The sequence below is a fragment of the Streptococcus sp. 2_1_36FAA genome, assembly GCF_000161955.2.
GTDB classification, from domain to species: domain Bacteria; phylum Bacillota; class Bacilli; order Lactobacillales; family Streptococcaceae; genus Streptococcus; species Streptococcus gordonii.
Map to the genome: position 1 here is coordinate 123,069 of NZ_KI391976.1, position 13,547 is coordinate 136,615.

Annotated in this window: 16 protein-coding genes and 1 pseudogene; 3 read left to right on the plus strand and 14 right to left on the minus strand. The window is 40.5% G+C overall.

The annotated features are described in order from the left end of the window. Positions 1-11: 11 nt before the first annotated feature. From HMPREF0847_RS08455 to HMPREF0847_RS08465, 4 genes and pseudogenes are all read right to left on the minus strand, one after another. Entirely contained in the window at positions 12-848 is an 837-nt protein-coding gene (locus HMPREF0847_RS08455; RefSeq protein WP_008808492.1) for an energy-coupling factor transporter transmembrane component T family protein, read from the minus strand. Further along, positions 835-1,689 carry an energy-coupling factor ABC transporter ATP-binding protein gene (locus tag HMPREF0847_RS11600; RefSeq protein ID WP_392391713.1) on the minus strand — a complete coding sequence of 285 codons (855 nt, stop codon included), beginning with the start codon at positions 1,687-1,689 and terminating at the stop codon, positions 835-837. The genes HMPREF0847_RS08455 and HMPREF0847_RS11600 overlap by 14 nt, the downstream gene beginning before the upstream one ends. Then, positions 1,669-2,520: pseudogene (locus tag HMPREF0847_RS11605) on the minus strand (DUF3744 domain-containing protein); the annotation flags it as partial. The gene HMPREF0847_RS11600 and the pseudogene HMPREF0847_RS11605, both read right to left, overlap by 21 nt. Positions 2,521-2,530: 10 nt before the next feature. Then, a complete protein-coding gene (locus HMPREF0847_RS08465) occupies positions 2,531-3,292 on the minus strand; it encodes a nucleoside phosphorylase (RefSeq protein WP_008808490.1) in 762 nt (253 codons plus the stop codon). 215 nt (positions 3,293-3,507) lie between these two features. Between HMPREF0847_RS08465 and HMPREF0847_RS08470 the strand changes: the two genes are divergently transcribed. Genes HMPREF0847_RS08470 through HMPREF0847_RS08480 form a run of 3 tightly spaced genes read left to right on the plus strand, consistent with a single transcriptional unit; the run spans position 3,508 to position 6,046 of the window. Further along, entirely contained in the window at positions 3,508-4,134 is a 627-nt protein-coding gene (locus HMPREF0847_RS08470) for a GTP pyrophosphokinase (RefSeq protein WP_008808489.1), read from the plus strand. Positions 4,135-4,137: 3 nt separating this feature from the next. Next, the gene (locus HMPREF0847_RS08475) at positions 4,138-4,824 is read left to right on the plus strand and encodes a response regulator transcription factor (protein WP_020992781.1); all 687 of its coding nucleotides are present in this window, start codon (positions 4,138-4,140) and stop codon (positions 4,822-4,824) included. After that, positions 4,814-6,046, plus strand: a complete 1,233-nt coding sequence (locus HMPREF0847_RS08480; RefSeq protein WP_008808487.1) for a sensor histidine kinase — start codon at positions 4,814-4,816, stop codon at positions 6,044-6,046. The genes HMPREF0847_RS08475 and HMPREF0847_RS08480 overlap by 11 nt, the downstream gene beginning before the upstream one ends. 152 nt (positions 6,047-6,198) lie before the next feature. On the opposite strand, the gene HMPREF0847_RS08485 is transcribed toward HMPREF0847_RS08480, so the two are convergent. The 10 genes from HMPREF0847_RS08485 to HMPREF0847_RS08530 form a co-directional block, all read right to left on the minus strand. Continuing rightward, entirely contained in the window at positions 6,199-7,107 is a 909-nt protein-coding gene (locus tag HMPREF0847_RS08485; RefSeq protein WP_008808486.1) for a DUF4299 family protein, read from the minus strand. A 162-nt stretch (positions 7,108-7,269) separates the two neighbouring features. After that, positions 7,270-7,878: a DJ-1/PfpI family protein gene (locus HMPREF0847_RS08490; RefSeq protein WP_008808485.1), complete on the minus strand. Its 609-nt coding sequence runs from the start codon at positions 7,876-7,878 to the stop codon at positions 7,270-7,272. 423 nt (positions 7,879-8,301) lie between these two features. Further along, a complete protein-coding gene (locus tag HMPREF0847_RS08495) occupies positions 8,302-8,661 on the minus strand; it encodes a TfoX/Sxy family protein (RefSeq protein WP_008808484.1) in 360 nt (119 codons plus the stop codon). A 9-nt stretch (positions 8,662-8,670) separates the two neighbouring features. Continuing rightward, positions 8,671-9,084 (minus strand): VOC family protein, encoded by a 414-nt coding sequence (locus HMPREF0847_RS08500; protein WP_008808483.1) that lies wholly within the window; start codon positions 9,082-9,084, stop codon positions 8,671-8,673. A gap of 56 nt (positions 9,085-9,140) precedes the next feature. After that, complete coding sequence (locus HMPREF0847_RS08505; protein ID WP_008808482.1) at positions 9,141-9,944, minus strand: helix-turn-helix transcriptional regulator; 804 nt, start codon at positions 9,942-9,944, stop codon at positions 9,141-9,143. Between the two features lie 158 nt (positions 9,945-10,102). Continuing rightward, positions 10,103-11,089 carry an oxygen-dependent tRNA uridine(34) hydroxylase TrhO gene (trhO, locus tag HMPREF0847_RS08510; RefSeq protein WP_002903980.1) on the minus strand — a complete coding sequence of 329 codons (987 nt, stop codon included), beginning with the start codon at positions 11,087-11,089 and terminating at the stop codon, positions 10,103-10,105. A 137-nt stretch (positions 11,090-11,226) separates the two neighbouring features. Then, positions 11,227-11,718, minus strand: coding sequence for a DUF6773 family protein (locus HMPREF0847_RS08515; RefSeq protein ID WP_008808481.1), 492 nt, complete (start codon positions 11,716-11,718; stop codon positions 11,227-11,229). Positions 11,719-11,727: 9 nt separating this feature from the next. Continuing rightward, complete coding sequence (locus HMPREF0847_RS08520; RefSeq protein ID WP_008808480.1) at positions 11,728-12,405, minus strand: CPBP family intramembrane glutamic endopeptidase; 678 nt, start codon at positions 12,403-12,405, stop codon at positions 11,728-11,730. Further along, the gene (locus tag HMPREF0847_RS08525) at positions 12,402-12,878 is read right to left on the minus strand and encodes a DUF6773 family protein (RefSeq protein WP_020992783.1); all 477 of its coding nucleotides are present in this window, start codon (positions 12,876-12,878) and stop codon (positions 12,402-12,404) included. The genes HMPREF0847_RS08520 and HMPREF0847_RS08525 overlap by 4 nt, the downstream gene beginning before the upstream one ends. 44 nt (positions 12,879-12,922) lie before the next feature. Further along, positions 12,923-13,420 carry a DUF6773 family protein gene (locus tag HMPREF0847_RS08530; protein WP_008808478.1) on the minus strand — a complete coding sequence of 166 codons (498 nt, stop codon included), beginning with the start codon at positions 13,418-13,420 and terminating at the stop codon, positions 12,923-12,925. Positions 13,421-13,547: the final 127 nt, after the last annotated feature.

The following is a 13,547-nucleotide window of genomic DNA, read 5'->3' on the forward strand; positions in this document are numbered from 1 at the left end:
TTCTCCATTTTCTATCTCCAAGGATTATAAAATCGTCCATGGTTGACAAAGAATAAGCCTAAACTAATCAACAAAAAAGCTAGAGACAGAGTAATAACAAGGATATCTAACTTGGTAAAGGCTTGGCAGCTATACCAGGTCCTCTTTTTATTTTTTCCAAAACGGCGGAGTTCCATGGCTGTCGCAATCGTTTCGATTCGTTCTAAAGAGCTGAAAATCAAAGGAATAATAATCTGTAAATTCCCCTTAATTCGCTGGCTCAATTTGGCCTTGCTTGACAATTCTAAACCACGCGCCTCTTGTGACATCTTAATCAGATAAAACTCTTCTTGTAAATCTGGAATATAGCGGAGGGTAAGGCTGACAGAATAGGCGATTTTATATGGAATACCAATCTGATTGAGACTGGAAGCAAATTGACTGGGATGTGTTGTCATTAGAAAAATAACTGCCAAAGGAATCGTACAGAGGTACTTCAAACATAGATTGAAGAGATAAAACAATTCCTGCAAGGAAACATTATAAATTCCGAGACCATCCAGCAGAACCGTACTGCTCCCATAAATATCCTGGCCATATTGGGGCGCAAAGAGATAAACCATCAGTATATTGAGGATGGCAAAGACTCCTGCAAAAACCAAGACAAAGCTAACATCTCGCAGACGAATTCCTGACAAGCGAAAAAGTGACAGAGATAGGATAGCGATTACTAGCAAAAGTCGAGTATCATAGCTAATCATGGCTGCTACAGACACAAGGATGAAAAATAATAATTTACTGGCACCTGACAGACTATGAACAAAGCCAGTTCCAGCATGATAACCAATGATTTTCTTATCTTGAAACATGGCTTGCTCCCTTCTCTTTCATATAAAACTCTGTCAAGGCTAGAGGGTCAACTCCCAACTTTTTAGCCAGAGTAAAAATGGAGGTTTCCTTCAGATTCGCTGCCGCAATCAAATCTCTATCAGTCAGTACTTGGGCAGGTGATTTGTCCGCCAAAACCTGCCCATCCACTATTACAATTGCACGGTCAGAATAATCCAGCATCAGTTGCATGTCATGGGTAATCATGATAATCGTATGACCCTTTTGATTCAGCTCATCCAAGAAGTTCATAATTTCCGTATAATTGCGCTGATCTTGGCCAGCCGTTGGCTCATCTAACAGGATGACTTCTGGCCCTAAGACCAAGATAGATGCTATGGTCACCCGCTTCTTCTGACCGAAAGACAGGGCTGAAACAGGCCATTTCCTAAATTCATACAGACCACAAGTCTTCAAAACTGCCAAGACCCGTTCTTCAATCTCCTCCTCAGGGAGGCCTCGCAAGCGAAGACCTAGGGCAACTTCATCAAAAATCATGGTTTCTGAAATCATCTGATTAGGATTTTGTAGCACATAGCCTATCCGTTCCGCTCGCTCCTTAATAGAATCAGCCTTGATATCTTTTCCCTGCCAGCTGTAGGCACCCTCTGTCTGGATAAATTGACAGAAAGCCTTGGCTAGAGTGGACTTACCAGCCCCGTTCTTACCGACAATAGCAATCCGTTCTCCCTTAGCAATCTCAAGAGAAATATCCTGCAAAACAGGTCGCTTGCCATAAGAAAAGCTGATATGCTCAACGGAAAATAGATTAGAATCTCGCTCCTGAGTCGCCTCTACAACAGCCTCTTTTGAAAATGGCAAAGCAGGTAACTCTAGACTGGCCAGATCAGACAAATGATCCATCTCAGCTATATCGAGACCTAACTGGCGCAAGGTAGTCAGATAGAGGGGCTCTCGTATCCCATTTTCAGCCAGTAAAGTTGTCTTCAGCAAAAGATCGGGGTGATCATCAAAGAGAATCCGACCATCATTGACCAAGATCAAACGGTCTACTGAGCGATAAAGGACATCCTCTAAACGATGCTCGATAATAATGGTGGTCGTTCCAGCTTCCTTGTGAATCTGATCAATCAAATCAATTGCATCCTGGCCAGATTTCGGATCTAGATTGGCTAACGGTTCATCAAAAAGCAAAATGGGACTCTCATCAATTAAGACACCTGCCAGGCTGACCCGCTGCTTTTGACCGCCAGACAAATCCTGAGGCCGATGCTGAAGCAAATTCACCAAGTCTAATTTTTCCGCCCAATGCTGAACTTTTTCTTTCATGACGGGTAATTCAACCATGTCGTTTTCTAAAGCAAAAGCCAAGTCTTCCGCCACACTGAGACCAATAAACTGACCATCTGTATCTTGTAGGACCGTACTGACTAAATTGGACTTGTCATAAATGCTAGACGCAAAGGCATCCTGTCCCTGAACCTTTAAGTGACCGCTAGCTTGGCCTTTATATATATTAGGAATGATACCGTTTAGACACTGGCCCAGAGTTGACTTTCCTGACCCTGAAGGACCGACAATTAAGACCTTTTCGCCTTCATAAATGGTCAGATTAATCTCTTTTAAGGTCGGCTCCAGCTGGGCCTGATATTGAAAAGTGAAATTTTCAAACTGAATTATAGGTTGTTTCATTGTATTCTCATTATAAAGCTAGGGCGATTTGCACCGCCAGATTTGCTATCTTATCTTTTTCATCCAAGTCGGCATGATTGGACAGATTTCTCATATCCCATTTTTCCTCTGACAAATGGTCAGCAGCATAGAAAAATTGGCAGACAGTTACAGAACGAAAGGCTGCCAGAGCAGCAACAGCAGAACATTCCATATCGACGCAAATAGCTCCGGCTTCTTTTCTCCTTAAGAGTTTCTCTGCTGTCTCTCGGTAAATACCATCTGTGGTCCAAACCTTGCCCCGACTATGGGAAATGCCTCGTTCATCTAAAAATTCTAGCAGAAAATCCTGCAGACCATCATTCACCACAATTTCATCAGATGCTGCTTGGTAATGATAACTAGTCCCCTCATCTCGTATGGCAACTGTTGGCACAATGATGGAAGTCTCACTAATATCCTCGTCCAGCACGCCACAGGTGCCAAAGAGGACAAGCTTCTTCATTCCAAAAGCAATGAGATCTTCTAGAATGGCAACACAGGCCGAGGCCCCCACCGGAGCATTAAAAAAAGCTAGTTCCTGATCAGCCACAAAAACTCTGTATATCGGAATCTCTATATTGGCCATACTCGTTGTTGTGATAAGCTCATGATTAAAATTTTCCAAGAGTCTTTTGAAAGTTTCTCTAGCAAAGCAGGAAACTGCTACTGAAGGAAAATCGGGAATAGGCTCAATCAAATCTTCAGGATTGATAATGGCCTTGGGATTTTGGTCAAATTCTTCTAGTATCACGCCTACTCCTTTCACTTTCGCATTTGTTCTTTCTATTGTATCATAAAAAGCTTGGATCTTTCAGCTTTATCAATTAAATTCATGCATCAAAAGAGCGAAAGACGAATCTTTCCTTTCACAAAACTTAAAGTAAATCACTTCCTGCTAAAGGCTGATATGTTTACCTGTCTCTCGTGGTATAATAGAAAGACTAAAGCAAGCAAAGAGAGAGAAACATGACGAGTATTTATGAAGCTTACGAGCAGTACCTGCCTCTTATCCTAGAGGACTTTACTCAAAAAATCAAAACAGCTGCACTAGAGCACAAGAAAACAACTTCTTTCAAACTCTATGAACATTTCCATGCTCGTATTAAGACCGCTGACAGCATGGCTGAAAAATGCCAACGAAAAAATTTACCTCTGACTGCTGAATCGGCTCTTAAACAAATTCGAGATGCTATCGGTATTCGCATTATTACAGGCTTTGTAGATGACATTTACCAAATTATTGACTTTATCCGTCAAATGCCTGGCATTCATATCTTCAAGGAAAAAGACTACATCAATCAAGTAAAACCTAATGGCTACCGCTCCTATCACCTCATTTTAGAAGTAGAGACCCCCTACCCTGACTGCCATGGCAAGACTCCAGGCAAGTACTTTATTGAGGTCCAGCTACGAACCATTGCCATGGACTCCTGGGCCAGCCTTGAGCACCAGATGAAATACAAGCACGAGATCAAAAATCCAGGACGGATCGAGCGGGAACTAAAACGCTGTGCCGATGAACTCGCTTCCTGCGACTTGACCATGCAGACGATTCGCAATCTCATTCAAGAATCTAACGAAAGAGAGGACTAAGTGATGAGAATTTTGTTAGCTGAAGATGAAGCCCAACTTAACCGTGTTATCCTAGCTGCTCTTGAGCATGACGGCTATCAAGTTGATAGTGTCTTTAATGGCCAAGAGGCCTTGAACCTCGCTAATCAAAACACCTACAATGTTATTATTCTTGATATTATGATGCCCATTATGACAGGATTAGAAGCGCTCAAAGAAATCCGAGCAACTGGTAATACCACCCATGTCATCATGCTGACTGCCATGGCTGAGGTCGATGATCGAGTGACTGGACTAGATGCTGGGGCTGATGACTATCTAACCAAGCCCTTTTCTCTTAAAGAACTCTTGGCTCGCCTCCGCTCAATGGCTCGTCGAGCAGATAATTACAGTCCAGTCCAGCTCCAAATTGGTAATACCGAGCTTCGTCTGGACGAACAAGAACTTCGTGCTTCCAATAGTATCCGCTTAGCTGGAAAAGAGCTCAAACTTCTTCAATATTTTATGCAGAACTCGGATAAAGAACTAAGTCGTAGGCAAATCCTTGAACGAGTCTGGTCAGATGAAGAAACAGACCAAGAGCTTGCTTTTATTTATGTATCCTACCTTCGTCAAAAATTGAAAAGTGTCCATTCTAATTTAGAAATCCTTGGTGATGAAGCGGGCCCATTCCAACTTACTGAAAAGGCAGGTGAGGATCATGTTTCGTAAGCTCCAGCTTCGTTTTATCGGGCTTGCCACTCTGGTTGTCGCCTTAATCTTGGGAATGTTTTGGCTCTTGATTAACTCTGCTGTCTACGCTCAAACGGAGAGCAATATCCAAACCGTCTTGTCTGTACTAACGGATAATGACGGCCAATTACCCATGACAGAAGAAATTAAGCAAGACTTGACCGATAAAAACATCCAAGAGGGCATTATTTACAACTTCCAATATTTCTCAGCCAGTCAAACGAAGCAGGCTACCAGCATCAACCTAGGCAATATCCAATCACTCAGTGAAAATACTATTTATCAGATGGCTCAAAAGGCCTTAAAAACAGGTGGTAAATATGGCCAAATGCAAACCAATAATCGCTACTTCTCCTACCAAATTAGTAGCAAAGGCCAAAAACGCCTAGTTGCCTTTTTAGAAACGACCAACTACAATCGTGAACGGAGTATTTTAGCTCAATTTTCTACCTGGATTGCTCTTGCGAGCCTCTTTTTCCTAACGCTCATTATCGCCTTGGTTTCAGGCATTGTTATCCGTCCTTATATAAAAAACTACGAAAAACAACGTATTTTCATTACCAATGCTGGTCATGAGCTCAAAACGCCTCTGGCCATTATCGCAGCCAACACTGAACTGCAAGAGATGATGACAGGTGAAAACGAATGGACAGAAAGTACCAAGGCTCAAACGGAAAGATTAAACAAACTAATTGCCCGCTTAATCAGGCTGTCTCGGATGGAGGAACACGAAAATCTTGAGTTAACCAACGTCAATCTTTCAGAACTGATTGAAAAAGTCGGAAAAGACCATTCAACCCTCATCCAGCAGGAAAACAAATATCTAGAACTAGACGTTCAGCCAGATTTAAAGGCTATGATGTCAGAAGATGAAGGCTACGAATTAATTAGCATTCTCTTGGATAATGCTCGTAAGTATTGCGATGAGAAGGGAACGATTATGATTAAGGCCTACAACAATCGTCGATCCTTTAGGCGCAAAGTTCGCATTGAAATTTCAAACGACTATGCAGCTGGGGCAAAAATCGATTACAAACGTTTCTTTGATCGCTTCTACCGAGCAGAAACTTCCCACAATAACCAAGCCGTTTCTGGCTATGGCATTGGCCTCTCCATGGCCCAACATCTAACCAGTCTCTTCAAAGGGAGAATCTGGGCTTCTTACAAGAAAGGTAGGATAACCTTCAACATTTCTCTCTAACTTAACAAAAGAAATCTCCAATAAACTCAAAAAGCAATCTGATTTCCTCAGATTGCTTTTCTTGATATGACAAGTTAACTGCTTGGAAGAAATTTTAGAGTATCTTATACAAGGCTTTGCTAAATGAATCGAGTAAAATGACCAAGTCTCTCTTACACAAACTCAGAACAGCTGTCAAAAAGATCCTTCATTTGGGCAAAAGTCATAGCAGGAACATAAATTTTCTCACCATCAAATACTTGAGCCATATCCTTAGGGAGCCTGTCCAAAAAATCTGAATAAGAAATTCTCTTATAAAAGAAGAACTTTTCAACATTATCTGGATCCGTATCATCACATCCCACAAGATTGCAACACCAGCTTAATTTTGACTCATCGATATACTCTACATCTTCCGGAGCTAGACTAAGTTCAAAGGGTAGAATTGTGTCAACACCAGCAGTTAGAGTATATACTCCTAAAATTTGTTGATTCTGCTCATTCCCATAAAATTTACTTTTCGCATCGTAAGCGTCGAGGTACTGTCTAAGAGTGAAGAAATCGCTATAACTCTGAGCAGGATTATCCTCTTTTAGGAATCCTTCCACCATCTGAGGGCTCAGAGCAATTCTCCTGCGAACTCCATCTTGATACACTAAGGGATATCCTGATTTTAGAAAATCCTCCAAGCCTAAGAGTATATCTTCCTGAAACGGGAAGGCTAATACACTTGAGCTACTATATTCCCTGCCATGCTCATCATGAATACTTGTCCCCAGATAAGCTGATAGCTTAGAAACCAAAGTAAGAGCCTGAGACCAATCGGCAAGTGTTGAAGGAGTCAGAATCTGCACATTGTATGTTTGTTGAGTCTTATCATATTCCAAGTCAATATAGCGGCCAGACTTAGCAGGAGCCCAACACTTCAACAAAGGAAGCTTATCCAAGCCAAGAGTCAAAGAATCCTTCTGAACAGGGTGCGGTTCAAGTCCGTCGACCAATCCAAGTAATTCGCTGATTTTTAAAACTTTTTGAAATCCTAGAAGACCCCGTTTATTCGAAACGGAAAATGTTATACTCATAAAATAAACTTCCTATTATATTTTTACTATATTATAGCATAAATTACTATGGGGAAAATTAGAATCTGAAACAAGCTTTTCCATTTTTAATTCTTCATTTTGACATGGCAGTACAAATTACACAATCACTAAAAAAACAATCCGATCTCCTCAGATTGCTCTTTATTTACTAGAAAAGGGGTCTTGGTCAGCCTTGTTTTGCCACACGTATTCTGCTTTTTTAGCCAATTCTTCTGCCAAGTCCTGACCCCAAAAATCAGCTACAAAGCCCAAGGACATATCCATACCGGCCGAGACACCTGATGAAGTGTAGAACTTCCCATCTACGACCCAGCGTGCTTGGTCTTGCCAAAGGACTTCTCTATCATGTGAAGCAACCCAAGGTAAGGCAAGCTTGTTGCTAGTGGCTTTACACCCCTTGAGTTGACCAATCTGAGCTAAAAGAGCTGCTCCCGTGCAAATACTTAAGACCAACTCAGCTTGCTGGACAGCCTTTTCTAGCGAAGATAGGAAAACCTTATCCTCCACCATCTTTCTGACACCTCTACCACCAGGCAATAAGAGAATAGAATTGGGAGGTAAGCTTTTAAAATTATCCGTCATGATTTGAAAACCTTGACGACTAGAAATCAGACCACCAGCAAGGGAGACATAGTTCATCTCTACATTGGGTAAAGCAGCTAAAAACTCTACTGGCCCCATCAAATCTAAGGTCTCAAAATCATCAAAAAGAAATGAAATAATCGTAATTGGTTGCTCTATTTTTAACATTGATCTCCTCTCATTTTCCATTGGTTCATAGCAGTCACTTACTCTACTTTCGATAACGACCCAGTAGGAATAAAAGTACCACCAAACCAATAACAAAGACGACGATCCCTAGAATCAACTTAATTATAAAACCTACAAAATAGAATAAAAAGATTAAACCTAAAATAAATAGAAATATTAGCATTCCCATAAGATCACCTCTGGCTACTATTATACCTAAAATCACGAGATTGGGATAGTTTTTGCTTATTCTTAGCATATCATAGTAAGGCAAAACTCATTTTTTATACTAGCAAGTCTAATAATCTTCTAGTCTCTCGATTAACGGGGTATATAGCACAAAAGCATATAAAAATTTGTACTTAAAAAGATAGACCAGTTAAATCAAAGTTTAGCTAGACTTTCTTCTTTATTATTTTACTATTAATCTTCAGACGATAGCGTCAGCTCCTGATTGTAGGCCAAAGCTAGCTTGATCCAGTAAGACAGTTCTTTTTGTCCTTCGCCATCTAAATCAATATAGCCATGATAAAGCCTCCCCTTCATTAACGTCACACTAGCACCATTTTTAGGCAGGATCTGCTTTTCCAGTTCCTTACCGATGCGGACCATGACAAGCTCTTGACCTCTCGAACTCACAGTAACGGTCATCTTACCTCGGACCATAAAAGCCAAACCACCAAACATCTTCTTCTCTTCTACCTCTTCTTCAAAAACATGAGGAGGAAGTTCAGTAGCTAAAATTGCACGGACTTGCTGGGCTAAGGATTCACTATAAGCCATCCTTCTACCTCATTTCATCACATCCCAGCCGATACCAAAACGGTCAATCAAGCGACCATAAAACTCTGCGAAAGCTTGTTCTTCTAAAGGATAGAGAATTTGTCCACCTTCAGCAAGCTTAGCAAAGAGCTCATCGGCTTCTTCTCTACTATCTGGGCTCAGAACTAACCATTGATTGGGCTGATGATTGCTAGGGATGGAAAGATCATTGAAGACACCAACATCCTCACCATTCAGGGTTAAGTTTTCCGTATCTAAGGCAATCCAAGCAAGCTTATCCCGTTTTTCTGCAGGAAGGTCAGCTGGATCCATCATCTCACTGGCTCGGGCAAGTCCCTTAATCTCTGTCTGAAAAAGGTCAGCATAAAAACGAAAAGCTTCTTCGGCCTGACCATTAAAACTTAAAAACACGTCTAATTTCATTATTGTTCCTCCAATTTTATATATCTGAGAATAAATCTCTAGTATCAGTTTATCAATTAGGATAAAAATTTTCTTATTCTCAATTGCGCTTGTTTGGCTAGGGAACGCATGATTAAAACTGGAAGATTAACTGTAATAGGTGGATCGCTCGGCAAGGGCCTGCGCATGCTGATTTCCTCTTGATAGATGCTATCGCCTGAAAATGTGAGAGGCTCATCACTGCCCCAGCGAAAGTTGTGTTTCAAGACATAGTTTTTAGTTAGGCGTAAATCCTCCAGCAATTCACAGGCCAAAAGATAGTAGTGACCATCGGGTACATTTTCAAAAGTAAACCGTCTCTCCTGACTCAGTGCTACTCCGATAATCGGCTCTTCTTTGGGTATGCGGGTTTTAAAAAGCCCGACACAGCTAATGCGTGGTTTATACCCCTCAGGATAAGATAGCGCCACAGTCAACCGATTGCTACTTTCACAGTCGGGATCCTGATGCAACAAAGCTCCCTTCTCATCCAGCTGTTTGACCATAAAATCATAAGCCTTGGTTGATTCTTGATAATATTTTTTAGGCGAAAGTCCAGTATGCCGCTTAAAAGTATTGGAAAAACTGCCTAGACTATCATAACCAGCTTCCATAGAGGTCTCGGTCACATTTTGCCGGCCTTCTACAATCTCCTGAATCCCTTTTTCCATCTTAAGAGCTTCCATATATTGCTTGATAGAAAAGCCCATCTTTTTCTTGAAAGTTCTGGATAGATAGGAAGGACTATAATGGAAATGCTGAGCCAAATCGGTCAGACTAAGCTCTTGATCTGCATGCTGACGCAAATAGGCTGCCACTTCTTCCATGATAGCTTTAGACATAGACTTGCTCCTTTCCCATTTATTTAAGCTCATTATATCACATCAAAAAGAAGGCACAAAACATCGAAACCTGAATAAAGAAAAGCTAAGCTGCAAATAAATAATGAAAAAACTTTAGACAGTAAATTTGTCTAAAGTTTTTGGTCTCTACTATGCGATTACTGAGCCACCAATGTTTCCAAGCTTTCTCCAATCGCAGCCAAACGTTCCATCACTTCTGCCTGGCTCAGGCTGTTTTCAGCCACATAGCGGTTACGAGGGTGAACGCGACATTCGTGAGAACAGCCACGGAGGTACTTGTCTTCATTTTCTTCAGAGGTCAGGATGCGACGGTTACACTCTGGATTGCCACAGTTGACATAGCGCTCGCAAGGAGTACCGTCAAACCAGTCTTTCCCAATCACAACTGGATCAACATGGTTGATATCAACGGAGATACGCTCATCAAAGACATACATCTTGCCGTCCCAAAGCTCACCTTGAACTTCTGGATCCTTGCCGTAAGTCGCGATACCGCCATGAAGCTGACCGACATCCTTGTATCCTTCACGTACCATCCAGCCTGAGAATTTCTCACAACGAACACCACCGGTACAGTAAACAACCACGCGCTTGTCCATGAACTTTTCTTTGTTATCACGGACCCATTGTGGCAATTCACGGAAGTTGCGGATGTCTGGACGAATGGCTCCGCGGAAGTGACCTAAATCGTATTCATAGTCGTTACGAGTGTCAAGGACAACTGTATCTTCGTCCAAAAGGGCTTCCTTAAATTCCTTAGGTGACAAGTAAGCTCCTGTCGTCTCCAGTGGGTTGATGTCATTATCAAAATCATTGTCTTCCAAGCCCAAGTGAACAATTTCTTTCTTGTAGCGAACAAACATTTTCTTGAAGGCTTGCTCGTTTTCTTCGTCAATCTTGAACCAAAGGTCTTCCATGCCCGGCAGGCTGTGCACATAATCCATGTATTTTTGAGTGGTTTCATAATCACCAGAAACCGTTCCATTGATTCCTTCATCTGCTACCAAGATACGGCCTTTAAGACCGATGGATTTACAGAAGGCCAGATGATCAGCTGCAAATTTCTCAGCATTCTCAATCGGAACATATTTGTAGTAAAGTAGGACGCGAATATCTTTTGCCATAAGATTTCAACTCTCTTTTCTCTATAAAATTTTCTGAATTTTTAATTCATCTATTTATTATAACCTGATTGAAAAAACTGGGCAAAAAATTTGTTTGGAAAATAGCTGATCTGAAAAGTTTAAATGAGAAGGACAAGTTATCGATCTTCTTCCAATTGATCCAAATACTTCTCAAAGCGCTTTTTCTGCCATTTATTTATAGACTCCAAGAAAATATTGACCAGCAGCATAAAGGGAAAGTGAATGACAAAAGTAATTAAAATAACAAATAGAAACATGGGGTGAAAAACATTATTATGATAAATAGCATGATTCAGTTGGAAATTCTGGCAGGCAATTAAAAGGGTCAGAAAGCCTGTTGCAGCCAGCACACCCCAGATAGTCAGACTGAAACTGTTGTAATAATTAACTCCTAGATATTGAGCTCTACAGAAAAAATATAGAAATGCAATCGCAATCAGTACCAAGAAGGGCTGATAGTGAATGGCTCCAGCATTCATAGCTACAGAACCAGCATATAGGGCTAAACCACCATACAACAAAAGACTAAAAGCCTCCATGCCGGCCTTGTTGACAAGTTGCTCTTCACGTTCGTCTAAAATTTGACGATGAATTAGTTTTATCTTCATTTTAAGCTCCTATACTTCCATTCCAAAAATACCAATTAACAACATGATAATGGCAGGAAGTCCGTTATTAATCATGTGAACTGCAATACTTACTTCCAAGCGACGAGTTCGATAGGCCAGCAATGTCAAAATCACAGAAGAAACAGCATAAATCACAAAAGACACGATATTGGTTGGCCCGTGAAAAAGCGCAAAGAGAAGTCCGCCTACGATATAGCCCCATCCCTCATAGCCTTTAAAGATTTTTAGTGGGAGGATTCCACGGAAGATAATTTCTTCTACAACAGGTGCTAAAACTCCAAGCATGATGGGTAACAAAATCCCATTTCCTCTTTGAAACTCCTCTATCAAAGACGCCTGATTGGCCGTTGTAACTTCTCCATTTAGCCACCGTAATAAAGCCGTTCCAAGGATAGATATAAGGAACATGCCTAAGATGCTAAGAGAAATTCGTTTTCCGTCTCCTTTTTGAAAGACTTTCCCAGACTGAGATAAGATTCCAATCTTCTTTGCTACCACGATAAAGACCAGTAAAGCGAGGAAAATCAGCAAAATACCAATGCCAATAGTCCACTGTTTTGAAATTTGATAAGTTTCTGCTTTCTGCTGAAATACCATAGGTAGCACATACAAGGCCAAGGCTAAGAAAGCACAACCACCCCACATCAATCTTTTCCAGCAAGTCATTCTTCATCCTCCAATTCCTGATCCAACTTTGCCTGACGTTTGCCGTTTAGGAAAAGACTAATCTTATCCATGGTCAAGCTTCCAAATATAAAAAGAACCATTGCAAAAAACATCTTAAGCAGATACAACATACTCAGCATGCTAGCCATACTTTCTCGCTGTCCAAAGAAATCAATAGCCACAAGAATTAAAGCAAAAATGATTCCACTACCGACACGTTCTGGCCATTTTTCCTCTCTCACCATATCACGAATATCAATGCCTAAGTTTAAGCGACGAAGTAAAGCATATAGACCTACTAGGATTAGGAGAGTCCCTTCTGGCAGATAAGCTAGCAAGCTTAGACGGAGAATATAGACTTTGAAAAATACAGAGATGGCTAAGAAGAAAAACATTCCTAACACTAGTTCTCCTGCAACTTTTCCGTCCAATTTCTCTATTCGTTCATCTTTTATAACAGGCTGCTTCTTCATTTTTTTACTCACTTTCTTATTTATAAATTAAAAAATCATTAATTCTAATTCTCATCATTTTCTAGTTCTTGCTCTAATTTTATCTGTCTCTTCCGATAAAAATAATTAACTAACTTATCTAGAAATCCAGATAATAACGCTATCACTATAAAAACAAAAGCAAATTGCATAACAGGATGCTGACTAAAAAATAGTCTGAGTTTTGAATTCCCACCTAAAATCTGAATAAGCAAAAATGAAGTCGCTAGAAAACTTCCAATAACTAAAGAGCTTCTGAACTTTTTCATACTACTAGCTGAACCACTAGGATTAATATCTAGACCAAGTTGCCAACTGCGAACACCAGCATAAGTTTCTAAGGTAAAAATAATGACTATTTCAGGTAAATAAGCCTGCAAATCAAGCCGGAAAAAAACAAGCTTCACAAATATAGACAAAAGCAATAGAATCATAGCGAAAAAGGCTATCTCATTTCCTAGTTTATGTTCAATCTGTACAGTACGTTCATCTTTAAAGATCTCTTGTTTAACCTTAGATTTCATATATATTCTCCTCTTTTACTTAAAATTTCATCCCCATTTAATCTTTATGCGAAAATTGCTCTTCAACTATTCTAGGATATTCCCTTGCTTTCGAGTTCTTTGGCTCAGGCTAAAAATGTCCCCCGGA

Bases quoted from the DNA above. Each gene is read 5' to 3' on its own strand.
- HMPREF0847_RS08530 (WP_008808478.1), bottom strand. From the start codon at position 13,420: ATGAAATCTAAGGTTAAACAAGAGATCTTTAAAGATGAACGTACTGTA.
- trhO (WP_002903980.1), bottom strand. From the start codon at position 11,089: ATGGCAAAAGATATTCGCGTCCTACTTTACTACAAATATGTTCCGATT.
- HMPREF0847_RS08515 (WP_008808481.1), bottom strand. From the start codon at position 11,718: ATGAAGATAAAACTAATTCATCGTCAAATTTTAGACGAACGTGAAGAG.
- HMPREF0847_RS08470 (WP_008808489.1), top strand. From the start codon at position 3,508: ATGACGAGTATTTATGAAGCTTACGAGCAGTACCTGCCTCTTATCCTA.
- HMPREF0847_RS08490 (WP_008808485.1), bottom strand. From the start codon at position 7,878: ATGTTAAAAATAGAGCAACCAATTACGATTATTTCATTTCTTTTTGAT.
- HMPREF0847_RS08525 (WP_020992783.1), bottom strand. From the start codon at position 12,878: ATGAAGAAGCAGCCTGTTATAAAAGATGAACGAATAGAGAAATTGGAC.
- HMPREF0847_RS08520 (WP_008808480.1), bottom strand. From the start codon at position 12,405: ATGACTTGCTGGAAAAGATTGATGTGGGGTGGTTGTGCTTTCTTAGCC.
- HMPREF0847_RS08480 (WP_008808487.1), top strand. From the start codon at position 4,814: ATGTTTCGTAAGCTCCAGCTTCGTTTTATCGGGCTTGCCACTCTGGTT.
- HMPREF0847_RS08475 (WP_020992781.1), top strand. From the start codon at position 4,138: ATGAGAATTTTGTTAGCTGAAGATGAAGCCCAACTTAACCGTGTTATC.
- HMPREF0847_RS08455 (WP_008808492.1), bottom strand. From the start codon at position 848: ATGTTTCAAGATAAGAAAATCATTGGTTATCATGCTGGAACTGGCTTT.
- HMPREF0847_RS08485 (WP_008808486.1), bottom strand. From the start codon at position 7,107: ATGAGTATAACATTTTCCGTTTCGAATAAACGGGGTCTTCTAGGATTT.
- HMPREF0847_RS08495 (WP_008808484.1), bottom strand. From the start codon at position 8,661: ATGGCTTATAGTGAATCCTTAGCCCAGCAAGTCCGTGCAATTTTAGCT.
- HMPREF0847_RS08500 (WP_008808483.1), bottom strand. From the start codon at position 9,084: ATGAAATTAGACGTGTTTTTAAGTTTTAATGGTCAGGCCGAAGAAGCT.
- HMPREF0847_RS08505 (WP_008808482.1), bottom strand. From the start codon at position 9,944: ATGTCTAAAGCTATCATGGAAGAAGTGGCAGCCTATTTGCGTCAGCAT.